We start from the raw sequence: 23,051 nt of genomic DNA, 5'->3' as shown, positions 1-23,051 counted from the left end.
AACTCCTGCGGCCGCAGTACTTGTCCACAACCGGAGCGCTCGTCCCCAGATTCCGCGGATCCGGGTCGCGCGGCCCCCGAGGGCACCGGTCGTCGGGGACAGTCGGCGCATGACCACATCGACTTCCTCGCCCCGGCCGCTGCGACTCACCGATCCGGGGGATCTGATCGCCGCCGTGCCGGCCATGCTCGGCTTCCTGCCCGCACGGTCGCTGATCGTGCTGAGCCTCGCGTCCGATGCCGGCGGCGGGCGCGACGGTGCCCGGTCCGCGACCGTCGGCGCCGTCATGCGCCACGACCTGATCCTGCCGCCCGGCGAGGACGATCCGGTGCCGGCTGCGATGCGCGACGTCTTCGACCGATTCGGTGCGCTCTGCGATCGGGAGGGCGCCGACGCCGTGCTCGTCGTCCTCGTCGACGACCGTCTCGACCACCCCGACGCCCCCGCCGTCGCCGCGGCCTGCCGACTGCTCGACGACTTCGCCGTCCGCCTCGACCGGCGCGGGGTTCGCATCGCCGGAGCACACGCCGTTTCCGAGGTCGCTTGCGGCAGAACATGGTTTGCGCTCGTCGGCGGTGCGCGCGGGACGGTCCCGGACCCGCAGGCCTCGCCCGTCGCCGCCGCCCGCGTCTTCGAGGGCGGGGCGATCCGGCGGTCCCGCGCCGAACTCGCCGATCTGCTCACCCCGCTGCCGATGCCCGGGCGCATGCAGGTTGCCGACCACATCGACGAGGCGATCGACGCGCGTGACCTCGCCTACGAACTCGCCGTCCGCGCCGGCGGCCGCGACCGCGCCGACCGTCAGGAACTCGAGGCCGTGCTGGCCCACATCGCCCGGCACGACGACGGCGCCGAGCTGCTCGCCCCCGAGCTTGCCGAACTCGCCGTCCTGCTGTCCAATTCGACCGTGCGCGACGCCGTGATGGCCCTCGCGGCGGGCGCCGAGGCCGACACCGCCGAACGGTTGTGGGTCACGCTCACCCGGCGTCTCCCGGACCCGGAACGAGCCGAGGCCGCCGCCCTCGTCGGCTACAGCGCGTACGTTCGGGGCGACGGACCGCTCGCCGGGGTGGCCCTGGGGGTCGCACTCGAGTCCAACCCGCGGCACCGGCTCGCCGACCTCCTCGACCAGGCCCTGCAGGCCGGGCTGCGGCCGCACACCGTGCGCGGCCTCGCCGACACCGGCTACGAGATCGCCGCGCGGCTCGGGGTGCGAATGCCCCCGCCCGCACCGGCGGCGTGACCGCCGGGACGGCGCCGGCTCAGCGCCGTGCCGCGTGCGACCGGTCGCCGAGTTCCTGCAGGTAGACCCACGCGTCGGCGACGATCTCGTCGAGGCTCGTGTGCTGCGGCTTCCAGCCCAGTTCCTCGACGGCGCGGCGGCTCGACGCGATCAGCACGGCCGGATCCCCGGCGCGCCGGGGTGCATCGACCACCGTGATCGGCAGGCCCGTCACTCGGCGGCACGCCTCGATGACCTCCCGGACGGTGAAACCCTCGCCGCTCCCGAGGTTGTAGACGGCGTGCTCGCCGGGCCGGGCGGCCGCCAGTGCCAGCAGGTGGGCGTCGGCGAGGTCCTTGACATGGATGTAGTCCCGCACCGCCGTGCCGTCCTTGGTCGGCCAGTCGGTGCCGAACACCGAGATGTGCTCGCGCTGGCCGAGAGCCACCTGCAGCACGAGCGGAATCAGGTGCGTCTCGACCACGCGGTTCTCGCCGGCACCGTGGTATGCGCCCGCGACGTTGAAGTAGCGCAGGCTCGTCGCGGCCAGACCGTACGCCCGCGTGTACGACGAGATCGCATGGTCGATGGCGAGTTTCGTGGCGCCGTACGGGTTGGTGGGCCGGGCGGGTGCATCCTCGGTGATCGGTACCCGGTCCGGCTCGCCGTACGTCGCCGCCGTCGACGAGAACACCAGCCGCGGTGTTCCCGAGGCGCGGATCGCGTCCAGCAGGGCGAGGGTCGCGACGACGTTGCCGTGCCAGTACTTGTCCGGATGCTCGACGGACTCGCCGACCAGGGACTGGGCCGCGAAGTGCAGTACCCCGTCGAACCGGGGCTGTGCACCGCCGCCGAGCACCTCCGCGGCCGCGGTCGCGATGTCGCCCTCGACGAACTCCGCGCCGGCCGGGACGGCGTCGGCGTTGCCGGTGGACAGATCGTCGAGGATCACCACCTCGTGACCCTGCTCGAGCAGCACCGTGCTGCAGACGCTGCCCACATAGCCGGCACCGCCGGTAACCAGAAGCCTCACGCTGGGACCCTTCTTCGCCGGCCCGCGCGGGGCCGGCGAAGAAGGGGCCTGTCTCAGACCTGCTTCACCTGCACCGCGTGGGCCATCTCGTCGGAAAGTTCGAAGCCGTCGTGGCCGGGCACGTTGATGACCACCGACCCCGGCTTCGTCTCGACTGTAACGCGTGCGTCGGGGACGATCCCCGCCTCACGCAGCCGCCCGATCACCTCGTGATCGGACTGCACGTACTCCGCCAGCCGGCGCACGACCACGGCGGTCGGCTTGCCCGGCGGGATCTCGGTGAGCCGCACCAGCCGCTCGTCCGCCGCGGCCGGGCGGTCCAGGCCGAGCTGGTCCAGTCCCGGAATCGGATTGCCGTACGGCGAGGTCGTGGGGTTGTGCAGCACCTCGACGAGGCGGCGCTCGACCTCCTCGCTCATCACGTGCTCCCAGCGGCATGCCTCGGCGTGCACGTTCTCCCAGTCGAGACCGATCACATCCACGAGCAGCCGCTCGGCGAGCCGATGCTTGCGCATGACCGACACCGCCAGGTCGCGGCCCTTCTCGGTCAGCTCGAGGTGCCGGTCGCCTGCCACGCGCAGCAGCCCGTCCCGCTCCATCCGGGCGACGGTCTGGCTCACGGTCGGTCCGCTCTGTTCCAGGCGTTCGGCAATGCGCGCACGCAGCGGCACGACGCCCTCTTCCTCCAAGTCGTAGATCGTCCGGAGGTACATCTCCGTGGTATCGACCAGGTCCTTCACTCTCACACCCCTTCGTCTGCGGCCGATTCTAACCGGGCGAAACCCCCGGCGGGCGCACCTCGCGCGGCGCCGCCCGGCGGGGCCTGCGGCAGGCGCGCCGGGGCCCTGCGGCACTCGCATCGCCCCGGACGGCGCAGTAGCTTTGTGGCCATGACCACGACCTCCGCCGCGACGGGCGATCCGACACATCCGAGCGGCGACCGAGTGGTGGTGTGGAGCCCGGACTTCCTCGACTACCGGTGGGGCCCGACTCATCCCATGAATCCCACCCGGCTCGATCTCACGATGGCACTGTCCCGCGGCCTCGGCCTGCTCGAGGGGGTGGAGACCCTGCGTCCGCCGGCCGCGACCGACGCCGAGCTGCTGCGCATCCACACCCCTGCCTACGTCGAGGCCGTCAAGCACGCCGGCAGCCTGCCGCCAGGTTCGACCGCCGGGGCGGAGGCCCCGCACGGTCTCGGCACCGAGGACAATCCGATCTTCCCGCGCATGCACGAGGCCAGTGCCGTCCTCGCAGGCGGCACCCTCGCCGCCGCCCGGGAGATCGCCGCCGGCCGCACCCGGCGGGCGGTGAGCATCGGCGGTGGGATGCACCATGCGATGGCGGACTGGGCCGCCGGATTCTGTGTGTACAACGACGCCGCCATCGCCATCTCGTGGCTCCTGGACAACGGCTTCGACCGGATCGCCTACATCGACGTCGACGCCCACCACGGCGACGGGGTGCAGCACGCCTTCCTGAGCGATCCCCGGGTGCTCACCGTCTCCATCCACCAGCACCCCGCGACGCTGTGGCCGAACACCGGCTGGTCCAGCGAGGTCGGCACCGGCGCCGCCGAGGGGACCGCGATCAACCTGCCGGTCCTGCCCGGCACCGTCGACGCGCTGTGGCTGCGCGCATTCCACGCCGTCGTCCCCGCCGCGGTCGCGACGTTCCGGCCGCAGATCATCATCAGCCAGTGCGGTGCCGACAGCCACCGGGAGGATCCGCTGGCCGACCTCTCGTTGACCGTCGACGGCCAGCGCGCGGCGTATCTCGCCATGCGCGAGCTCGCGGACCGGCACTGCGAGGGCCGGTGGCTCGCGGTGGGCGGAGGCGGCTACGGGCTGGTGCGGGTGGTGCCGAGATCCTGGACCCACCTGATCGCAGCCGTACTCGACCGCGAGATCGACCCCGCCACCCCGATCCCCGACGAGTGGCGCGAGCGGGTCGCCGCGATGGCGCCGGGGGTCGATCTGCCGACCGTGATGGGGGAGGGCGGCGACGTGGCGTATCTGCCGTGGGACGGCCCCGGCGGTACCCCCGAGACCGGCGTCGCATCGTTCGATCGTGCCCTCAGCCGCGTCGACTCGGCCATCGTCGCCACCCGCCGGGCCTGCTTCCCGCTGCTCGGCCTGGACCCGGAGGACCCGCGTGACTGAATCCGAGAACACGGCCCACGGCCCCGCGGTCACCGCGGGGCAGACCCCCGACGGCGACGCCGCCGGCGGGCCGGCCGACGCGGCCGCCGGCGAGCCGGTCGATGCCGCCGCCCGCGCACAGGCGGAGAAGGAGGCCGCCCGCGAGCGCGCACTCGCTGTCGCCCGCAACTACCCCAAGCACTGGGTGGCGGACGTCCTCGCCGCCGACGGCAAGGCCGTGCACCTGCGTCCCATCGTCCCCGAGGACGCGGACCTGCTCGTGGACTTCCACAGCAAACTCTCCGAGCGCACCCGCTATCTCCGCTACTTCGGCCCCTACCCGACGATGTCGAAACGGGACCTGTTCAACTTCACCGTCGTCGACCACCACCGGCGGGTCGCGTTCGTGGCCCTGCTCGGCGGGGAGATCATCGCGGTCGGCCGCTACGAGGGTCTGCCCGAGGGCGACGGCCTGTCCGCCGAGGTCGCATTCACCGTCGCCGACGCGCACCAGGGCCGCGGCCTCGGTCCGATCCTGCTCGAGCACCTCGCCGGGGCCGCCGCCGAGAACGGCCTCCACACCTTCGTCGCGGAGGTGCTGGCCGAGAACCGCAACATGGTGACCGTGTTCCGGGAGGCCGGCTACCAGGTCAGCCGCAGTTTCGAGGGCGGCGTGGTGCGACTCGAGTTCGCCATCGACCCCACCGAGGCGCTGGTGTCGGTGCGCAACGCCCGCGAACGCGCCGCCGAGGCCCGCAGCGTCCGCAACCTGCTCAGCCCGGGCAGTGCCGCCGTCATCGGCGCGTCCACCGACAGCCGCAAGGTCGGCAACGCGGTCCTGGTCAACATGCTGCGCAGCGGCTTCACCGGCCCGGTCTATCCGGTCAACGCCGAGCACCGCTCGGTGCGTGGCGTGCGGGCCTATCCGACCGTCCGTGACATCCCCGACGACATCGACCTCGCGATCGCGGCGGTCCCGGCCGACGCCATCGACGCGGTGCTCGACGACTGCCTCGCCAAGGGCGTCAAGGCGTTGCTCGTCGTGTCGTCCGGCTTCGGCGAGACCGGTCCGGAGGGCCGGGTCGCGGAACGCCGCCTCGCCCACGCGGCCCGGGCGCACGGCATGCGGCTGATCGGGCCGAACGCGCTCGGCGTCGCCAACAACGATCCGGAGATCCGCCTCAACGCCACCCTCGCGCCCGTGCTGCCCGCGGCCGGCAACGTCGGCTTCTTCTGCCAGTCCGGCGCGCTGGGCATCGCGATCCTCGACGAGGCGGCCAAGACCGGCGTCGGCCTGTCCTCGTTCGTCTCTGCCGGCAACCGCGCCGACCTGTCGGGCAACGACCTGCTGCAGTACTGGGACACCGATCCGGCCACCGAGGTGGTGCTGCTGTATCTCGAGAGCTTCGGCAATCCGCGCAAGTTCTCGCGTATCGCGCGGCGCGTGGCCCGCAGCAAGCCGATCGTCGCCGTCAAGAGCGGCCGCCACGCCGTGCCCCCGGTCCTCGCGGCCCGCACGGGGGAGATGGACGACACCATCGTGCGGGACCTGTTCGAGCAGGCCGGCGTCGTGCAGGTGGGTTCGATCGCGCAGTTGTTCGACTCCGCCCTGTTGTTCGGCTACCAGCCGCTGCCCGCCGGCCCCCGCGTCGCGGTGGTGGGCAACTCCACGGCCCTCGGCGTGCTCGCCGTCGACGCCGCCCGCAGCGAGGGCCTGCACGTCGGTGAACCCGTCGATCTGGGGGCGGCGGCCTCGCCGGAACAGTTCGCGGCAGCCGTCGCCCACGCGCTCGAGGCGGCCGATGTCGACGCGGTGATCGCGGTGTTCGTGCCCCCGGTCGCCGTGACGGTCGAGCCGTACGCGCAGGCCCTGCGCGACGCCGTCGCCGGCACCGACAAGCCGGTGCTGACGACGTTCCTCGCCACCGAGGGCCTGCCCGACGTGCTCGCCGTGCGCGGACCGGACGGCCACCCCACCCGGGGTTCGGTGCCGTCGTATCCGGGGCCCGAGCGGGCGGCGCTCGCGCTGGCCCGGGCGTGGCGGTACGCCAAGTGGCGCAGCCGTCCGGCGTCCCAGGTCGTCCGTCCGGCGGGTATCGAAGCCGACAAGGCCCGCACCCTGGTCGAAGGGTGGCTGGCGACGTCGCCGGAGGGACGCTGGCTCTCGGACACCGAGGCGGCGCTGCTGCTCGCGTGCTACGGCGTGCACATCGCCGAATTCCGGGCGGTGACCACGGCCGACGAGGCCGTCGCCGCCGCGGAGGAGATCGGGTTCCCCGTCGCGGTGAAGGCGACCGGCGCCCACTGGCGGCACCGGCCGGACCTGAGCGGGGTGCGGCTGGATCTGCTCGGGCCCGAGGCGGTGCGGATCGCGTACCGTGACCTCGCCGCGGTCTCCGGGGAGCCGTTGCTGCACGTGCAGAAGATGGCCACCAAGGGCATCGGTTGCGTCGTGCAGGTGCAGGACGACCCGTCGTTCGGGTCGCTGATCTCGTTCGGTCTCGCCGGGGTCATCTCCGACCTGCTCGGCGACCGCGCTTTCCGGGTCCTGCCGGTCACCGAGGACGAGGCGGTCGAGCTGATAGACGCACCCAAGGCGGCGCCGCTGCTGTCCGGCTACCGCAACACCGAGCCGGTCAGCAAGGCCGCGCTCGTCGACCTGGTCCAGCGCATCTCCGCTCTCGCCGACGATCTGCCGGAGGTGCGGGAGATCGCGTGCGAACCGGTCCTCGCGTCTCCCACGGGCGCGGAGATCACCGACGCGCACCTGCGGATCGGCCCCGAGCCGCACCCCCTAGACCTCGGCCCCCGCCGGCTGCGCTGACCTCGGCCCCCGCCGGCTGCGCTGACGGCCGCGGCGGTCCGCGGACGCGAAGATCCCCGAGAACCCAGCCCGGTTCTCGGGGATCGTCCGGCCGACTGCCCGGTCAGCTGGCGTAGGCGCGGAGGCGTTCGGCGCGATCGCCCTCGCGGAGCTTGCCCATCACTTCCCGCTCGATCTGGCGGACCCGCTCACGGGAGAGGCCGAACAGCTTGCCGATCTGGTCGAGGGTGCGGGGCTGGCCGTCGTCGAGGCCGTAGCGCAGCCGGATCACCTGCTGCTCGCGCTCGTCCAGGGTGGCTAGGACGCTGCGCACGTCGCTGTGCAGCAACCCGGCGATCACCGCGTTCTCCGCGGACGTCGCCTCGGCATCCTCGATGAAGTCGCCGAGCGGGGCCTCCTCGTCGTTGCCGACCGGCATGTCCAGGCTCACCGGGTCGCGGCTGTGGTCCAGCAGGTCGCCGATCTTCTCGACCGGGATACCGGACTCCGCGGACAGTTCCTCGTCGGTCGCCTCCCGGCCGAGCTGCTGATGCAGTTCCCGCTTGATCCGGGCCAGCTTGTTGACCTGCTCGACGAGGTGGACGGGGAGCCGGATCGTGCGGCTCTGGTCGGCCATGCCGCGGGTGATGGCCTGCCGGATCCACCAGGTGGCGTAGGTCGAGAACTTGAAGCCCTTGGCGTAGTCGAACTTCTCCATGGCGCGGATCAGGCCGAGGTTGCCCTCCTGGATCAGGTCCAGCAGGGGCATGCCGCGGCCGGTGTAGCGCTTGGCCAGGGACACGACCAGACGCAGATTCGCCTCGAGCAGGTGACTGCGGGCGGCCTGACCGTCACGCACGACGATCGCCAGGTCGCGCTTCTTCGCGGCGGTGAGCCGCTTCTTGGTCTCCAGCAGATGCTGGGCGTACAGGCCGGCCTCGATCCGCTTGGCCAGTTCCACCTCGTCCGCAGCGCTCAGCAGGGCCGTGCGGCCGATCCCGTTCAGATAGACGCGGACCAGGTCCGCGGCCGGGCTCTGGCTGTCGAGGTCGGAATCGACGCGGGCGGTGGTATCGGGGCGTGCCATGACGTGCCTCCTCATCGGTGGTGTCTCGATGCGTTCAACGCGCAGGACCCCTGGGAAAGTTCCCGGAGTTCCTCCGTGGGAACCGCCCTGACCTGCGTATATGGCGAACAGGTCCTGAGAAGTTGCTGAGAACACACCACCGGGGGAACCGGCGGGTAACTTTCCGGCCCGCCGGGCCGCCCTACCGGACGGGTTCGACGAGTCCGTGCCGGACGAGCGCCTGCACCAGGGGGACCGCCTGCCCGGCCAGCGCCTGCTCGTCCTCGTCGTGCGCGGCGGCGAGCAGCGCCACCAGCTCCGACAGCGGCAGGCCGTCGGCCCGCATCCCCGCCAGCAGGGCCGCTGCGGGATCGTCCACCTCGTGCTGCCAGTTCGGGCCGCCGCCGCGGTGCACGCGCGTCACCACCTGCCGCCAGCCGTCCGCACCCGGCAGGTACACGCGCTCCAGGGCGGTGTCGGGCCGGACGACGAACCGCGCCTCGAGGACATCGTGGTCGCGCAACCACGCCAGCCGCTCGAAGTAGCCGACGGCCTCCGCCCCGAGCGGGTCGGTGAAGCCGTGCCGCAGGTCCTCGGCGAGCACGTCGCTGGGCGCGTCGGTGCGCCGCAGGTAGACGAACCCGAAGCCGATGCCCTCGACCCGGTGCCGCTCGAAGTGGTCCAGCCAGGCCTCGGCGCGCGCCGCCACCGCCGGATCCCGCGGGTCGGCGTCGCCGTCACGCAGCCACGTCCCCACGTAGAGGGCCGGGTCGGCGACGTCGCGCTGCACGATCCACGCATCGACCCCGTGGGCGGGCAGCCAGGAGGCGATCCGGCGTCGCCAGTCCTCGTCCTCGACGTGCACCCACGAGGCCAGCATCGCCGCGGTCCCACCCGGGTTCAGGTGCTCGGCGGCGCGGGAGACCATCAGCTCGCTCGCGCCGTCGAGGTCCAGGCCCGAGTCCCGGTAGGTGTGCTCGACCCGTCCGGTGCTCACCACGAACGGCGGGTTCGCGATGATCCGGTCGAAGCGGCGGCCGGCCACCGGCTCGAACCACGATCCCTCGAGCAGTTCGACCTCGACCTCGTTGAGCGCGGCCGTGGCGGCGGCCAGATCCAGTGCCCGCGGGTTGACGTCGGTGGCGGTGACGGTGCCGGCGAAGTCGGTGGCGCGCACGGCCTGTACGCCGCAGCCGGTGCCCAGGTCCAGCACCGAGCCGACCGGGTCGGTGGGCATGGCCTGCAGCAGCGACAGCGAGGCGTGCCCGACCCCGAGCACGTGGTCCTCGCGGGTGGGCCGGGGGCGCATCGCCCCGTCGAGGTCCGACAGCATCCAGCGGGTGCCGGTGCCGGCGTCGAGCGGTCGCAGATCCAGCGCCGCGCGCACGCCGTCGCCGTCGCGTTCGAGCAGCCCGGCCGCGATCGCCGTCGCCACGTCGACCGGGGCGAGCGCCGCGGCCACCTCCGCGGCAGGCAGCGTGTCGCACACCAGGAACAGGCGCACGAGGGTGCCGAGATCACCACCGCCCGTCGCGGCCCGCCGCACCGGCACGGGCTCGCCCCGGCCGAGCGCGGCGTGCGCGTCGGGGCCGAGCAGCTCGAGCAGCGTGTCGGTGTCGAACCGGGCGCGCGTCAGCGCCGTGCGCAACGGGGGGCAGATCGAAAGCAGCAGGTCGCGGTCCACCCCCGCATTCTGGCAGCACCCCGAGGCCGCGTCGCCGGGGACCGGGGAGCCGGGTCAGCCCTCGATGATGCGGGGCTGCGGGCCCTCCAGGGCGGTGGTCCCGTCCCCGCGGCCGTCCCAGCGGCTGGGCTCGTCCTTCGACCGCGGTGGCCGATCGTTGGCGATGAGCACCGCCACCCACGGCAACGGGACGGACAGGGCGAGGATGCCCACCGAGAGCCAGGGATTGGCGAACGCCGCGTACGCGAGGGCGGCGAGGATCATGGCGGGGATGCGGAAGGACATGAGCGTGAGGTACTTGCGGACCCGCGCACGGTGCTGGTCCTCCAGCGACAACGCCGCCTCGGTGATCAGAACCGGTTTCTCGGGTGACCCGTCGTCGTAGTCCCCATTGAAACCCGGAGTTCTCGACATCCCTCTACTGTCCCACTCGCGCGCGCGGAATGCACATGCGCATCTGCACCGGGGGTGCGGCATCATGTAACGGTGAGCACCGACATCAAGGAACGGCCGGATACCACCACCGACGAAACCACCGACGACGACACTCCCAAGTTCTTCCACTACGTCAAGAAGGACAAGATCGCCGAGAGCGCGGTCATGGGCACCCACGTCGTCGCGCTGTGCGGCGAGGTCTTCCCGGTGACGCGCTCCCCGAAACCGGGGTCACCGGTGTGCCCGGAGTGCAAGAAGGTCTACGAGGGCCTGCGCAGGGGCGACTGATCGACGGTCTCGTCCGGAGCCGCCGGGACGTGTTCGCCGGCGGCCTTCTCCGCTGCGCGCGGGTGCGGAGCGTCCACGGGGCACGACTCCGGTTCCCGCTGGTCCGGCCGCATGATGTCCGGTAGCCGGATCGGGATCGGCGCCGTCCCGAGCCGCCGGGTCAGGCCGGTCACTGCGGCCGCCGCCGGCGAGGGCGCCGCGGCGGCCCGTTCGGCCAGCCACCGGCGCATCTGCTCGATGCGGGTCTCGCGGGCGGGCCAGAACTCCTGCACGGTCGCGTTGAACTCGGCACCCAGCACGACGGCGAAGCCGAGGAAGAAGGTGAACAGCAGGAACGCGATCGGGGTGGCGAGCGCGCCGTAGGTGTAGCCGGTCCCGGAGACCCACCGCAGATACCAGCGCAGTCCCGCGCTCGACGCCATGAAGAACGTGCCCGCGAGGATCGCGCCGCCCAGCAGCCGATGCCACGGCAGCGATCTCGGCAGCGCCACCTTGTACAGCGTCGTCAGGCCCACGAGCAGCAGCAGTCCCACGCCGGGGTAGTAGAACGTGTCCAGCAGCCGGGTGCCGAGGTCGTACCACGCCGCCGGCAGCGCGCGTCCGATCATGGTCGGCCCGAGCGCGACGAGTGGCAGCGTGAACACCGCCAGCACGAGGAACACCACGTACAGCAGCAGCGCGAAGAACCGCTGCCAGACGGGATGCCGGTGATCGTGCTGGTCGTGTGCCTCGTCGATCGAGTCCACGAACGTCGAGATCGCCGACGAACCCGCCCAGAGCGACAGCAGGAACCCGAGGGACATCACGTCGGCGCGTCCCCGCAGCAGCACGTCCTGCACCGTGGGCCCGATGATGTCGTCGACGACGCTCTCGCTGAACATCGTGCGGCTGAACGTGACGATCTTGGACTGGATGATCTCCACCGTGTCCGGCCCGAACCACCCGGCCACGTACCCGAGACTGCCCAGCAGGCCCAGCAGCAGCGGGGGCAGCGACAGCGTCTGCCAGAAGGCGGCGGCTGCGGCCTTGCTGAAGATGGAGTCGTCCCACGCCTTGGTCGCCGTGCGGGCGATCACCTGTAGGCCGCGATGCACCGGCCGCCGTCGCGGGCTCGATGCGGCGGTGGATCCGGCCGGTGGGGATATCTCGCTCATGGGTACTTCCAGCATTCCTGACGACACGCCGCGGTGCGCGGCGGCGGGCCGACGGGACCGCGAATTCTGTCATGATCGTCTCCTGTCGCCCGCGTCACGGACGGCGGTTCGGATGCGGGCCGGGCTCGCGGGCCGGGATAGGCTGCTCGACGGCCGTCGCCCGCCCGGCGACCGCACGGCGGTGCCCGTTCGCCGCCCGGCGACGTCGCCGTAGAGCGAAACCACCTGCACGACCGGAGAAGGAGCACGAGTAGCCGGTGAGCACCGAGACCCTCGGAACAGCGTCCTCCGCCCCCGCCGGACAGCTGCGCGCCTGGCAGCGCCGGGCCCTCACGAAGTACCTCGCGACGGGTCCGCGGGATTTCCTCGCCGTCGCGACCCCGGGCGCCGGTAAGACCACGTTCGCGCTGCGCGTCGCGAGCGAGCTGCTGCGCGACCGCACCGTCGACCAGGTGACGGTCGTCGCCCCGACCGAGCACCTCAAGCACCAGTGGGCCGCCTCGGCCGCCCGCTCCGGCATCGCGCTGGACTCGAACTTCACCAACTCCACGGGCCAGACGTCGAGCGACTTCCACGGCGTCGTGGTGACCTATGCACAGGTCGCCTCGCATCCGTTCAAGCATCGGGTCCGCACCGAGGCGCGCCGCACCCTGGTGATCCTCGACGAGATCCACCACGGCGGCGACGCCAAGAGCTGGGGCGAGGGCATCCGGGAGGCGTTCGGCGACGCCACCCGCCGCCTCGCCCTGACCGGAACACCGTTCCGCAGCGACGACAGCGCCATCCCGTTCGTGGTGTACGAACCGAACGCCGACGGTCTCATGCAGTCCAGGGCCGACCACGCGTACGGCTACGCCGACGCACTCGCCGACGGCGTCGTGCGCCCGGTGGTGTTCCTCGCGTACTCCGGTGAAGCCCGGTGGCGCAACAGCGCGGGGGAGGAGTACTCGGCGCGGCTCGGCGAGCCGCTCAGCGCCGAGCAGACCGCCCGGGCGTGGCGGACCGCGCTCGATCCCGCCGGCGACTGGATCCCGGCCGTCCTCACCGCCGCCAACACGCGGCTCGAGCAGCTGCGCCAGGGCGGGATGCCCGACGCGGGCGGATTGGTCATCGCCAGCGACCAGACGGTGGCCCGCGCGTATGCCAGGATCCTCGAGCAGCTCACCGGCGAGGCGCCCGCACTCGTCCTGTCCGACGACCCGACGGCCTCCGGGCGCATCTCGGAGTTCGATGCGAGCACCCAGCGCTGGATGGTGGCGGTGCGAATGGTGTCCGAAGGCGTCGACGTGCCGCGGCTCGCGGTGGGCGTGTACGCCACCAGCGCGTCGACGCCGCTGTTCTTCGCCCAGGCCATCGGCCGGTTCGTGCGATCGCGCCGCAAGGGCGAGACCGCGAGCGTGTTCCTGCCGTCCGTGCCGGTGCTGCTCGATCTCGCCAGCCAGCTCGAGGCCCAACGGGACCACGTGCTCGGCAAGCCCCACCGCGAGAAGGAGGGCTTCGACGACAACCTGCTCGCCGACGCCAACCGGCGCAAGGACGAACCCGGCGAGGAGGAGAAGGCGTTCACCGCGCTCGGCGCCGACGCCGAGCTCGACCAGGTGATCTACGACGGCTCCTCGTTCGGCACGGCGACGTTCGCCGGCAGCGAGGAGGAAGCCGACTACCTGGGGCTTCCCGGGCTGCTCGACGCCGAACAGATGCGGGCGCTGCTGCGCCGCCGCCAGCAGGAGCAGCTGGACAAGCCGGCCTCCCCGCCCACCCCCGTCCCGCCGCCGCAGGTGGCCGAGCGGGTGGCGACCGCCGACTCGCTGGCCCGGCTGCGCAAGGAACTGAACTCGCTCGTCGCCATGCACCACCACCGCACCGGCAAGCCGCACGGGGTCATCCACGGGGAGCTGCGGCGGCAGTGCGGCGGCCCGCCGACCGCGATCGCCACCGCCGAGCAGCTCGGCGACCGCATCGCCCTGCTGCGTCAGTGGTGAGCCGGCCGACGGTGAACCGGCCGACGGCACACTCCCGGAACGGCGAAACGGGCGACCACTCGCGGTGGTCGCCCGTTTCGGGTCGGGTCTCGGAGTCGGTCGGCTCCGGAACGGTGGATCAGACGGCGGCTTCGGCGTCGGACTCGGTCACGATCGTGGCGCCGAGTTCACGCAGCCGGTCGGTGTGCTCCTTGGCGTGGTGGCCGCAGAAGAGCAGCTCGCCACCGGTGGCAAGGACGGCACGGACGCGAGCGGCTGCACTGCACCGATCGCAGCGGTCTGCGGCGGTCAACTTCGGGCTGGTCAACGTTCCGGGCATGACTCCTCCAAACTGGCCACCACTGTCGTCGGTTGCCTGGGGTCTGGTCCGCCGCACCGGGCCGGCGCGGTGGATCTACTGTGTCAGACGATTCCCGTTCATGCGTTGTTCCAATCCTCCGGAAATCGTGTCGCGTTTCACCCCGGAACCGGCCGAATGCCGACGACGTGCGGTTTCGCGGCTGCGGGTGTTCGCTCACAGCGCAGAGCCCTCGGCGCCGTCGCGGGCCCGGAACGGCCGTCGAGAGGGGTCGCGGTGACGGATCGGCTGGTACACATCTGCGCGCGGGCCGACTGGGAGCGGGCGCAGCACAGCGGGGCGTTGACCCCCGAGTCGCTCGCCGCGCAGGGGTTCGTGCACCTGTCGGCCCCGGAACAGGTGCACCTGCCGGCGAACCGGTTGTTCGCCGGCCGCACGGACCTGGTGCTGTTGCACATCGACCCGGCCCGGCTCGTGGACGAGGTGCGGTTCGAGCCGGGCGTGCCGGGCGATCCGGCGGGGATGGCGTTCCCGCACCTCTACGGCCCCCTCCCCGTTGCCGCGGTCACCGCAGTCGTCGACTACCTCCCCGACGAAAACGGACGGTTCGGACATCTCTGACGGTGCGCCGTCACCCGTGTCCGCCGTGAGCCCTACTCTGGCGGCATGAACGTCGAAGTGACGCCGCTTCCCGGGATCGGTGTGCGCAAGGACTTCGAGCTGGCGTCGGGTCGTCGGATCGGGGTCATCACGCATCGGGACGGCCATTCGGACCTGATCATCTCGAAGGCGGACGATCCCGACGCCTGCGCCGCCTCGCTGCCGCTGACCGTCGAGGAGGCGGCCACACTGAGCAACCTGCTCGGCGCGCCCCAGCTCGTCGCCCAGCTCCAGGAGGACCACCGGGAGCTGCCCGGGATCATCACCCGGCAGCTGCACATCCACGACGGCTCCCGCTTCGACGGGGCGGTGCTCGGGGACACGGCGATGCGGACCCGCACGGGCGTGTCCGTCGTCGCGGTGATGCGCGCGGGGCAGGTGACGCCGTCGCCGGGACCGGACTTCGTGCTCACCGGGGGAGACATCCTCGTCGCCGTCGGCACCGCCGACGGGCTGGACGCCGCGGCCAGGATCCTGCGCAACGGCTGACGGATGAACTCGACCACGCTCGCCCTGATCGAACTGGGGGCGGTGTTCTTCGCCCTGGGGGTGCTCGGACGGGTCGCCGCGCGATTCGCCATGTCGCCGATCCCGTTCTACCTCCTCGGCGGTCTGGCGTTCGGCACCGGCGGCTTCGTCCAGCTCGGCGACATCAGCGAATTCAGTCACGTCGCCAGTGAGATCGGCGTGGTCCTGCTCCTGCTGCTTCTCGGGCTGGAGTACACGGCCTCCGAGCTCATGACCGGGCTCAAACGTTCCCGCGCGGCGGGTCTGCTCGATCTCGTGCTCAACGCCGCGCCGGGGGCGGCGATCGCGCTGCTGCTCGGTTGGGGTGCGACGGGGGCGTTCGTCCTCGGGGGCATCACCTACATCTCGTCCTCGGGCATCATCGCCAAGACGCTGACCGACCTCGGCCGTCTGGGTAACCGGGAGACTCCCGTGGTGCTGTCGATCCTCGTCTTCGAGGACCTCGCGATGGCGGTGTACCTGCCGATCCTGACCGCGGTGCTCGCCGGGGTCAGCCTGATCGGTGGACTCGAGGCCGTCGCGATCGCCCTGGGCCTGGTCACGATCGTGCTCGTGCTGGTGCTGCGATACGGGCGTTACGTCTCCGCGGTGCTCGACAGCCCGGACAGCGAGACGCTGCTGCTCAAGCTGCTCGGGGCCGCGCTCCTCGTCGCGGGCGTCAGCTCGGCGATGCAGGTGTCGGCGGCGGTCGGTGCGTTCCTGCTCGGCATCGCGATCTCGGGGTCGACCGCCCACAATGCGGCTCGCGTCCTCGAGCCCCTGCGGGACCTGTTCGCGGCGATCTTCTTCGTGTTCTTCGGCCTCAACACCGATCCGACCGCGATCCCCCCGGTGCTGGGGTGGGCGGTGCTGCTCGCCGTCGTCACGGCGCTGACGAAGATCGCCACCGGCTGGTGGGCGGCCCGCCGGCACGGCATCGGCACCATGGGCCGGGCCCGCGCGGGCGCCGCACTCATCGCCCGCGGCGAGTTCTCCATCGTCATCGCCGGACTGGCCGTCACCTCCGGCCAGGTGGACGCCGAGCTCGCCGCCCTCGCCTCGGCGTACGTGCTGATCACGGCGGTGCTCGGACCCGTCGCGGCACGGATCGTCGAGCCCGTCACCCGCACCGTGGTGCCCCGGCTACGCGAACGGCCGTCGGCTGCGGAGCCGACGGCCGATCGCCGTGAAGCGGAAGAGTTCTAGACGTCGATCCTCAGTCGAGGTAGTCGCGCAGCACCTGCGACCGCGACGGGTGCCGCAGCTTCGACATGGTCTTCGACTCGATCTGCCGGATCCGTTCGCGGGTGACCCCGTAGACCTGCCCGATCTCGTCGAGGGTCCGGGGCTGACCGTCGGTCAGGCCGAACCGCAGCCGGACGACGCCGGCCTCGCGCTCGGACAGGGTCTCGAGCACCGACTGCAGCTGGTCCTGCAGCAGCGTGAACGACACCGCGTCGACGGCGACCACGGCCTCGCTGTCCTCGATGAAGTCGCCGAGCTGGCTGTCGCCCTCGTCGCCGATGGTCTGGTCGAGGGAGATCGGCTCACGCGCGTACTGCTGGATCTCCAGCACCTTCTCCGGCGTGATGTCCATCTCCTTGGCCAGTTCCTCCGGGGTGGGCTCGCGCCCGAGGTCCTGGAGCAGCTCGCGCTGGATGCGGCCGAGCTTGTTGATCACCTCGACCATGTGCACCGGGATGCGGATGGTGCGGGCCTGATCGGCCATCGCGCGGGTGATCGCCTGGCGGATCCACCACGTGGCATACGTGGAGAACTTGTAACCCTTCGTGTAGTCGAACTTCTCCACCGCACGGATCAGACCGAGGTTGCCCTCCTGGATCAGATCCAGGAATGCCATGCCACGGCCGGTGTAGCGCTTGGCGAGCGAGACGACGAGACGCAGGTTGGCCTCGAGCAGGTGGTTCTTGGCGCGGTTGCCGTCGCGGCAGATCCAGTTCAGGTCGCGGCGCTGCGCGACCGGCAGCTTCTCGCCCTTGTCGGCGTACTCCTGCAGCCGGTAGGTGGCGTACAGGCCGGCTTCGATGCGCTTGGCGAGCTCGACCTCCTCCTCGGCGTTGAGCAGCGCGACCTTGCCGATCTGCTTGAGGTAGGCGCGCACCGAGTCGGCGGAGGCGGTCAGCTCGGCGTCCTTGCGGGCCTGCCGCAGCGCCTCCGACTCCTCCTCGTCCCAGACGAAGTCGCCCGACGCCTTGTCCTTGTCGCTGGGCTCGTCGTCGGCTTCCGTCACCTCCACGACCACGTCCTCGGCACCTTCGAGGTCGGCCTCGGCGACGTCGAGATCCTCGAGCTCGGCTTCCTCGCCCTCGAACTCGTCGCCGGCAGGCTTGCCCGCCTTCTTGGCGGCGGCCTTCTTGGCGGCGGCCTTCTTGGCGGCGGCCTTCTTGGCCGGGGCCTTCTTGGCGGCCGCCTTCTTCGCCGGGGCCTTCTTGGCCGCGGCCTTCTTCGCCGGCCGCTTCGTGGCGGGTGCGGTACCGGTCGTGGTATCCGCGGCGTCCGCGGAGGCTGCCGATTCGTTCGGGGAATCAGCCGTGTGGATTTCGGTGGCTGCCACGTACGCCCTTTCGTGACGAGGTAGTGCGGCGTCGCGCCAGAGTGGTTCCGGCGGAGAGGTCTGTCGGGATCAGGCCGGTTCGCAGCCGGCTGTGCACCATTGTAACGATCGCCGCCGCGCGCGATGTGCAGGACTCAGGGGAGTACACCTGTTTTCGCAGCATAGGCGGCCCCGATGATGCCGGCCGCGTTGCGCAATGCGGCCGGAACGACGGGTGTGCGGTTGGTCAGCAACGGGATCCACTTCTCGTGCTTGCGGCTGATCCCGCCACCGGCGATGAACAGGTCGGGCCACAACAGGGCCTCGAACCGCGACAGCACCAGCGAGACCTCCTTCGCCCACCGCTTGTACGTCCACTCGTTGTTCTCCTTGACCGACGACGCCGCGCGGTGCTCGGCCTCCATCCCGTCGATCTCCATGTGCCCGAACTCGGTGTTCGGCAGCAGATCGCCGTTGTGCAAAACCGCCGAGCCGATCCCGGTCCCGAACGTGAGCAGGATGACCACCCCGGACGCGTCCTTGGCCGCACCGAAGCGGTCCTCGGCGAGGCCGGCGGCGTCCGCGTCGTTCAGGACACTCACCGGGCGGTCGCCCAGAACCGACGAGAACAACGTCCGGGCGTCGGTGCCGATCCACGCCGGATCGATGTTCGCGGCCGTGCGCGCCACGCCGCCCGTCACCACGCTCGGCAGGGTGACCCCCACCGGTCCCGTCCACTGCGCCTCGTCCACGATCCGGGCGACCGTGTCGGCGACGGCCTGCGGGGTGGACGGCTGCGGGGTCAGGATCTTGATGCGCTCGCCCACCAACCGGCCTGTGGACAGATCGACGACGCCGCCCTTGATGCCGCTGCCGCCGACGTCGACACCGAATCCGAGAAGGTCCGGGTCCGGCGTGGCCGGGTGCATCGTCTGCGTCATCTCGCGCTCCCTCTCGTCACCGGAACAGTCACCGCGGGCGACCGCTGTCGTGACGTCACCCTAATCCGAACGTGGCCGCCGCGCGGGTGGTGCCGTGCCGCACAGTGTGTTCGGATACTCGGGTGCCCGACACCCCGGACTCCCGCCCCTCTACGCTGTCCCCCGACGTCACCACGGACCCGGCCCTGCTGCGCGAGATCGCCGTGTCCGTCGCGGCCGAGGCCGCCGGTCACGTGCGCGCCCGGCGGCCCGACCTGTTCCCACCCGCCGACACGGGTACCGGCCGCGTCGGCGCGGTGCGGACGAAGAGCACCGACACCGACCCCGTGACGGTGGCGGACACCGAGACCGAGGACCTGATCCGTCGGCTGCTGACCCGGTTGCGGCCGGGCGACGCGATCCTCGGGGAGGAGGGCGGCGCCCACACCGGATCGAGCGGCGTCCGCTGGGTCGTCGACCCCATCGACGGCACGGTGAACTTCGTCTACGGCATCCCGGCCTACGCGGTGTCGGTGGCGGCCCAGGTCGGGGGGCGGTCCGTGGCGGGAGCGGTGGTCGACGTCGCCGCCGGGGACGTCTACTCGGCCGCGCGCGGGCGCGGAGCCACCCGCACCGACGTCGGCGGAGCGGTGACGCGCCTGCGCTGCAACCCGGTCGACGACGTCGCCCGCGCCCTCGTCGCGACGGGCTTCTCCTACGCGCCGCACCGTCGCGAACGGCAGGGCGCGCTGGTGGCCGGGCTGCTGCCGAGGGTGCGGGACATCCGCCGCATCGGTGCGGCCGCCCTGGATCTGTGCATGGTGGCGTCGGGGCGCGTCGACGCCCATTACGAACACGGCCTGCAACCGTGGGACTGGGCCGCCGGTGCGCTGATCGCCGCGGAGGCGGGCGCGTGGGTGCAACTCCCGGCCGGAGCCGGCGACGCCGGCGAGATCACCGTCGCCGCCGCGCCCGGCATCGCGACACAGCTCGCGGACCTGCTCGCCGCGCTCGGCGCCGACGCGCCGATCCCGGCCTGACGGTCCGCGGCGCGCTCAGCAGCGGGCGTCGCGGGCCGCGGCCAGCAGGTCGATGTCGAGCGGCGCGGCGGCCGCGCCCACCGGCGCCTCCCGCAGCGACTGCAGCACCTCCTCGGCGTCGGCGTTGGGCGCGATCTCCTTGGAGTAGGTGCCCAGGGCCAGGTCGACGGTGTCGTCGGCGCGGTCGTCGCGGACGAGTTCGGCGCACGGCGCGACCAGCCACACCGTGCTCGCCGCCGCGGTCCCGGCCGCCCCGAACCTGATCTGGCCGTGACACTGCATGTTCTGGTCGATGTAGACCGGGTCGTTGCCGGCCTGCACATCCGGTGCGCTCGCGAATCCGTATTCGGCCAGCTGGGTTGCCACGTGGGTGGCCTGGCCACGTTCGCCGTTGGCGTTGAACACCCGTACCCGCGTCGCCGCCAGGGGAGCGGGCTCCACGTCGAGCAGGACGGAACGGTCGACCACCTCGCCGAGGGGGGCCGGTTGGGGTCCGCCGGGCTCCGACGGGACGGTCGGCGGGGCGTTGCACGCCACGGTCCGGGACACCGGGTCCGAGCCGGCGAACACCGACGTCCACACCACGATCCCGATCGTCGCCAGGACCGCGAACAGGGCCGCGGCGGGCACGACGCGGCGCCGTGGGAACGGCCGGCCGCGTTCGTCCCGCGCGCGGCCTTCGGTGATCAGGGAAACCACGGCGCCCTGCCTCTCGCATCTCCAAGGGTTGTGTGCGACCACTGTAGAGGGCATCCCGGTGGGGTCCGGGAAGGTGGGCGACCGGTGGAATGTCTCGAGTTGCTGTGGTGTTGGTGACAATTGACCGACAATTCCCCGGACCGGGTGTATCGGTTACGGCTTCCGTGGGTACTTCCGCTATTGTTCGGCGGCCCAGGTCGTCGAAAGAGGCGACGGCGAGGCTTTCGACAGCGGAAGGCCCGGGTCGTGTCCGGGACCCGGATACGGCCGGTGGGAACTTCCGGAGACGGTCGGGCGTTGCCCGGGCCGAAGGACATGAACAGTGTCCTTCGGCAGGGCACCTGCACGAGGACTAGAGGTAGAGGAAATGGCGACTGACTACGACGCACCGAGGCGAACCGAAACCGATGATGTGTCGGAGGATTCACTCGAAGAACTGAAGGCGCGACGCAACGAGGCGCAGTCCGCCGTCGTGGACGTCGACGAGTCGGACACCGCGGAGTCCTTCGAGCTGCCCGGGGCGGATCTGTCCGGCGAGGAGCTGTCGGTGCGGGTGGTGCCGAAGCAGGCCGACGAGTTCACCTGCTCGAGCTGCTTCCTGGTGCACCACCGCAGCCGGCTCGCGAGCGACGAGAACGGAGTGATGATCTGCCGGGACTGCGCGGCCTGAGTCCCGGAGGGACGGCGCGGCCTGAGTCCCGGAGGGACGGCGCGGCCTGAGTCCCGGAGGGACGGCGCTGACCGGCCGCCCCCGGTTCAGCGTTCGGTCTTGTCGGCACACCTCAAGGCGGCCAGCAGCTCTGCCGGCCGCCTTGTGCTGATCAGCCAGTAGGGGGTGGGGTCGTCCGGGTCGTCCAGCACGACGAGCACCATCGTCCCGATCCACGGGCGGTGCTGGACGTACGCCGCCGGGTCGAGCTGGCGCCCCAGGGCGGCGCTCTTCGCCGACGCCGGCACCACGACACCGCGGGAGATCACCTCGAGCGGCAGGTGCGCCCGGCCGACGATCAACTCCCCGCCCGTCACCTCCAGCCGCAGCCGGGACAGCCACACGAGCGCCCAGACAGGGAACGGCAACAGCAGCACGTACGGCAGCCAGGCGTACAGGCCGGGCGCCCCCATGTGCAGTTCCGCGGCCAGCAGCGCCGCGACGCCCAGGCCGAGGGGCCACCACCACAGCGGCACCCACATCCGTTCGGAATAGACCGGTGCGCCGGTCGTCTGCTGCGCATCCGCATCGGGTCGAGAGGTTCGAGACACGTCCATCAGAGTAGTCTCGGTGCACGTGACCGATCTTCCAGCCGTCCCCCTGCTCCGCCTGGACCCGGGGATTCCCTTGCCCGCGCGGGCACACGCCGGCGACGCCGGTGTGGACCTGTGCACCACGGTGGACGTGACCATCGAGCCCGGGCGGCGAGCGCTGGTGGGGACCGGCATCGCGGTGGCCCTGCCCGTCGGCACGGTGGGTCTGATCCATCCGCGCTCCGGTCTGGCCGCGAAGTACGGGCTCTCCGTGGTCAACACTCCCGGGACGGTGGATGCGGGCTACCGCGGGGAGATCAAGGTGTGCCTGATCAACCACGACCCCGACCGCGCGGTCGAACTGCGTCGTGGTGACCGCATCGCGCAACTGCTCGTGCAGAGGGTCGAGCTCGTCGACTTCGTCGAGGTCGGCTCCCTCGACGACACCAGCCGCGGCGCCGGAGGATACGGGTCGAGCGGTGGGCACGCCGGTCTGGTGAAGGAAGGTTCCTGACATGTTCGGACGACGCCGGAAGAACCGGGACGCCGAGGCTCCGGGCCTCGCGGACGAGGGCGACTTCGACTCCGCGCCCGTGGACGACGAGGTTCAGGCGGCCGAGGGCGGTCCCTACGACATCGACGACATCGGCGAGGACGCGGTCGGTAGCCGGCTCGACCTCGGGTCGGTGCTCGTCCCGCTGCCACCGGGCGGGCAGATCCAGGTGGAGATGGCACCGAACGGCCAACCGCAGGCCGTGCATCTGGTGACCCAGCACGGCCGGATCACGGTCTCCGCGTACGCGGCACCGAAGTCCCCGGGGCAGTGGCGGGAGGTGGCCGCCGAGCTGGCCGAGTCGCTGCGCCGCGACAACGCGACGGTGAGCATCGAAAGCGGACCGTGGGGCCGGGAGCTGCAGGGCAGCACCCCGAACGCGGACCTGCGCTTCCTCGGTGTCGACGGCTACCGATGGATGATCCGCTGCGTCGTCGCCGGACCGGCAGGTTCGGTGACGGCCGACTCGCCGCTGGTGGAGACGGCCCGTGCCATCGTCGCCGAGACCGTCGTGCGGCGCGGCCAGGATCCGCATCCGGTGCGGACGCCGCTGCCGGTGGTGCTCCCGAAGGCCCTCGCGGAGCAACTGGCCGCCGCGCAACAGCAGGCGGCAGCCCAGCAGGCGGCCCAGCAGGCGGCGGCCCAGCAGCCCCTGCCGCCGCAGCAGTCCGCGCAACAGCAGCAGCCCGCGCCGCCCCAGCAGCCCGCGCCGCCCCGGCCGCGGCACGGCGAGTCGGGTTCGGCGATGCAGCAGCTCGGCTTCTGACGGT

23 protein-coding genes are annotated in these 23,051 nt (G+C 71.8%); 12 read left to right on the top strand and 11 right to left on the bottom strand.

Annotated features, from left to right (window positions below):
* Positions 1–109 precede the first annotated feature (109 nt).
* A complete protein-coding gene (locus JYA75_RS19655) occupies positions 110–1,243 on the top strand; it encodes a DUF4192 domain-containing protein (protein ID WP_006935014.1) in 1,134 nt (377 codons plus the stop codon).
* 19 nt (positions 1,244–1,262) lie between these two features.
* On the opposite strand, the gene galE is transcribed toward JYA75_RS19655, so the two are convergent.
* Both galE and JYA75_RS19645 read right to left on the bottom strand, forming a co-directional pair.
* Positions 1,263–2,255 (bottom strand): UDP-glucose 4-epimerase GalE, encoded by a 993-nt coding sequence (gene galE, locus JYA75_RS19650; protein ID WP_029543387.1) that lies wholly within the window; start codon positions 2,253–2,255, stop codon positions 1,263–1,265.
* 53 nt (positions 2,256–2,308) lie between these two features.
* Positions 2,309–2,995, bottom strand: a complete 687-nt coding sequence (locus tag JYA75_RS19645; protein ID WP_006935008.1) for a metal-dependent transcriptional regulator — start codon at positions 2,993–2,995, stop codon at positions 2,309–2,311.
* A gap of 150 nt (positions 2,996–3,145) precedes the next feature.
* Here JYA75_RS19645 and JYA75_RS19640 point away from each other — a divergent pair, with 150 nt between their 5' ends.
* Together JYA75_RS19640 and JYA75_RS19635 are read left to right on the top strand one after the other, a co-directional pair.
* Positions 3,146–4,417, top strand: coding sequence for an acetoin utilization protein AcuC (locus JYA75_RS19640; RefSeq protein ID WP_029543391.1), 1,272 nt, complete (start codon positions 3,146–3,148; stop codon positions 4,415–4,417).
* Positions 4,418–4,601: 184 nt separating this feature from the next.
* Positions 4,602–7,220, top strand: coding sequence for a bifunctional GNAT family N-acetyltransferase/acetate--CoA ligase family protein (locus JYA75_RS19635; RefSeq protein ID WP_075288601.1), 2,619 nt, complete (start codon positions 4,602–4,604; stop codon positions 7,218–7,220).
* Positions 7,221–7,323: 103 nt separating this feature from the next.
* Here JYA75_RS19635 and JYA75_RS19630 read toward each other — a convergent pair whose 3' ends face one another.
* The 3 genes from JYA75_RS19630 to JYA75_RS19620 all read right to left on the bottom strand — a co-directional run bounded on the left by JYA75_RS19630 (position 7,324) and on the right by JYA75_RS19620 (position 10,363).
* The gene (locus tag JYA75_RS19630; RefSeq protein ID WP_006935004.1) at positions 7,324–8,286 is read right to left on the bottom strand and encodes a sigma-70 family RNA polymerase sigma factor; all 963 of its coding nucleotides are present in this window, start codon (positions 8,284–8,286) and stop codon (positions 7,324–7,326) included.
* Positions 8,287–8,467: 181 nt separating this feature from the next.
* Positions 8,468–9,949: a methyltransferase gene (locus JYA75_RS19625; protein WP_050035133.1), complete on the bottom strand. Its 1,482-nt coding sequence runs from the start codon at positions 9,947–9,949 to the stop codon at positions 8,468–8,470.
* 54 nt (positions 9,950–10,003) lie between these two features.
* Positions 10,004–10,363, bottom strand: coding sequence for a DUF3099 domain-containing protein (locus JYA75_RS19620; RefSeq protein WP_006935000.1), 360 nt, complete (start codon positions 10,361–10,363; stop codon positions 10,004–10,006).
* Positions 10,364–10,435: 72 nt separating this feature from the next.
* Here JYA75_RS19620 and JYA75_RS19615 point away from each other — a divergent pair, with 72 nt between their 5' ends.
* The gene (locus JYA75_RS19615) at positions 10,436–10,672 is read left to right on the top strand and encodes a DUF3039 domain-containing protein (protein WP_029543394.1); all 237 of its coding nucleotides are present in this window, start codon (positions 10,436–10,438) and stop codon (positions 10,670–10,672) included.
* On the opposite strand, the gene JYA75_RS19610 is transcribed toward JYA75_RS19615, so the two are convergent.
* A complete protein-coding gene (locus tag JYA75_RS19610) occupies positions 10,645–11,826 on the bottom strand; it encodes a YihY/virulence factor BrkB family protein (RefSeq protein ID WP_029543396.1) in 1,182 nt (393 codons plus the stop codon). The two genes, JYA75_RS19615 and JYA75_RS19610, sit on opposite strands and share 28 nt — an antisense overlap.
* 257 nt (positions 11,827–12,083) lie before the next feature.
* Between JYA75_RS19610 and JYA75_RS19605 the strand changes: the two genes are divergently transcribed.
* Positions 12,084–13,808 carry a DEAD/DEAH box helicase gene (locus tag JYA75_RS19605; RefSeq protein ID WP_203329267.1) on the top strand — a complete coding sequence of 575 codons (1,725 nt, stop codon included), beginning with the start codon at positions 12,084–12,086 and terminating at the stop codon, positions 13,806–13,808.
* A 118-nt stretch (positions 13,809–13,926) separates the two neighbouring features.
* On the opposite strand, the gene JYA75_RS19600 is transcribed toward JYA75_RS19605, so the two are convergent.
* On the bottom strand, positions 13,927–14,127 hold the full coding sequence (locus JYA75_RS19600; RefSeq protein WP_003935586.1) for a hypothetical protein: 201 nt from the start codon (positions 14,125–14,127) through the stop codon (positions 13,927–13,929).
* Positions 14,128–14,382: 255 nt separating this feature from the next.
* On the opposite strand from JYA75_RS19600, the gene JYA75_RS19595 reads away from it, so the two are divergent.
* The 3 genes from JYA75_RS19595 to JYA75_RS19585 are packed head-to-tail and all read left to right on the top strand — an operon-like array spanning position 14,383 to position 16,479.
* Positions 14,383–14,727, top strand: a complete 345-nt coding sequence (locus JYA75_RS19595) for a DUF952 domain-containing protein (RefSeq protein WP_006938152.1) — start codon at positions 14,383–14,385, stop codon at positions 14,725–14,727.
* Positions 14,728–14,772: 45 nt separating this feature from the next.
* Complete coding sequence (locus JYA75_RS19590; protein ID WP_029543402.1) at positions 14,773–15,255, top strand: cation:proton antiporter regulatory subunit; 483 nt, start codon at positions 14,773–14,775, stop codon at positions 15,253–15,255.
* A gap of 3 nt (positions 15,256–15,258) precedes the next feature.
* Positions 15,259–16,479, top strand: coding sequence for a cation:proton antiporter (locus JYA75_RS19585; RefSeq protein WP_029543404.1), 1,221 nt, complete (start codon positions 15,259–15,261; stop codon positions 16,477–16,479).
* Between the two features lie 10 nt (positions 16,480–16,489).
* Here the strand turns inward: JYA75_RS19585 and JYA75_RS19580 are convergent, their stop codons facing one another.
* Together JYA75_RS19580 and ppgK are read right to left on the bottom strand one after the other, a co-directional pair.
* Positions 16,490–17,848 (bottom strand): RNA polymerase sigma factor, encoded by a 1,359-nt coding sequence (locus JYA75_RS19580; RefSeq protein ID WP_203329265.1) that lies wholly within the window; start codon positions 17,846–17,848, stop codon positions 16,490–16,492.
* 134 nt (positions 17,849–17,982) lie between these two features.
* A complete protein-coding gene (ppgK, locus tag JYA75_RS19575; RefSeq protein WP_006938148.1) occupies positions 17,983–18,768 on the bottom strand; it encodes a polyphosphate--glucose phosphotransferase in 786 nt (261 codons plus the stop codon).
* A 122-nt stretch (positions 18,769–18,890) separates the two neighbouring features.
* On the opposite strand from ppgK, the gene JYA75_RS19570 reads away from it, so the two are divergent.
* A complete protein-coding gene (locus tag JYA75_RS19570) occupies positions 18,891–19,787 on the top strand; it encodes an inositol monophosphatase family protein (RefSeq protein WP_185712722.1) in 897 nt (298 codons plus the stop codon).
* Positions 19,788–19,802: 15 nt separating this feature from the next.
* On the opposite strand, the gene cei is transcribed toward JYA75_RS19570, so the two are convergent.
* The gene (cei, locus tag JYA75_RS19565; protein ID WP_006938142.1) at positions 19,803–20,486 is read right to left on the bottom strand and encodes an envelope integrity protein Cei; all 684 of its coding nucleotides are present in this window, start codon (positions 20,484–20,486) and stop codon (positions 19,803–19,805) included.
* Positions 20,487–20,853: 367 nt separating this feature from the next.
* Between cei and JYA75_RS19560 the strand changes: the two genes are divergently transcribed.
* A complete protein-coding gene (locus tag JYA75_RS19560; protein ID WP_029543409.1) occupies positions 20,854–21,156 on the top strand; it encodes a DUF4193 domain-containing protein in 303 nt (100 codons plus the stop codon).
* An 86-nt stretch (positions 21,157–21,242) separates the two neighbouring features.
* On the opposite strand, the gene JYA75_RS19555 is transcribed toward JYA75_RS19560, so the two are convergent.
* The gene (locus JYA75_RS19555) at positions 21,243–21,752 is read right to left on the bottom strand and encodes a DUF3093 domain-containing protein (protein WP_203329264.1); all 510 of its coding nucleotides are present in this window, start codon (positions 21,750–21,752) and stop codon (positions 21,243–21,245) included.
* Between the two features lie 19 nt (positions 21,753–21,771).
* Here JYA75_RS19555 and dut point away from each other — a divergent pair, with 19 nt between their 5' ends.
* Both dut and JYA75_RS19545 read left to right on the top strand, forming a co-directional pair.
* Positions 21,772–22,242 (top strand): dUTP diphosphatase, encoded by a 471-nt coding sequence (dut, locus tag JYA75_RS19550; RefSeq protein ID WP_029543411.1) that lies wholly within the window; start codon positions 21,772–21,774, stop codon positions 22,240–22,242.
* A 1-nt stretch (position 22,243) separates the two neighbouring features.
* Positions 22,244–23,047: a DUF3710 domain-containing protein gene (locus tag JYA75_RS19545; RefSeq protein WP_006938137.1), complete on the top strand. Its 804-nt coding sequence runs from the start codon at positions 22,244–22,246 to the stop codon at positions 23,045–23,047.
* Positions 23,048–23,051 lie beyond the last annotated feature (4 nt).

Source organism: Rhodococcus sp. PSBB066 (assembly GCF_017068255.1).
Lineage (GTDB): Bacteria > Actinomycetota > Actinomycetes > Mycobacteriales > Mycobacteriaceae > Rhodococcus > Rhodococcus aetherivorans.
The sequence above is the reverse complement of the archived record's forward strand: the minus strand, read 5'-3'. Positions and strand labels throughout refer to the sequence as shown.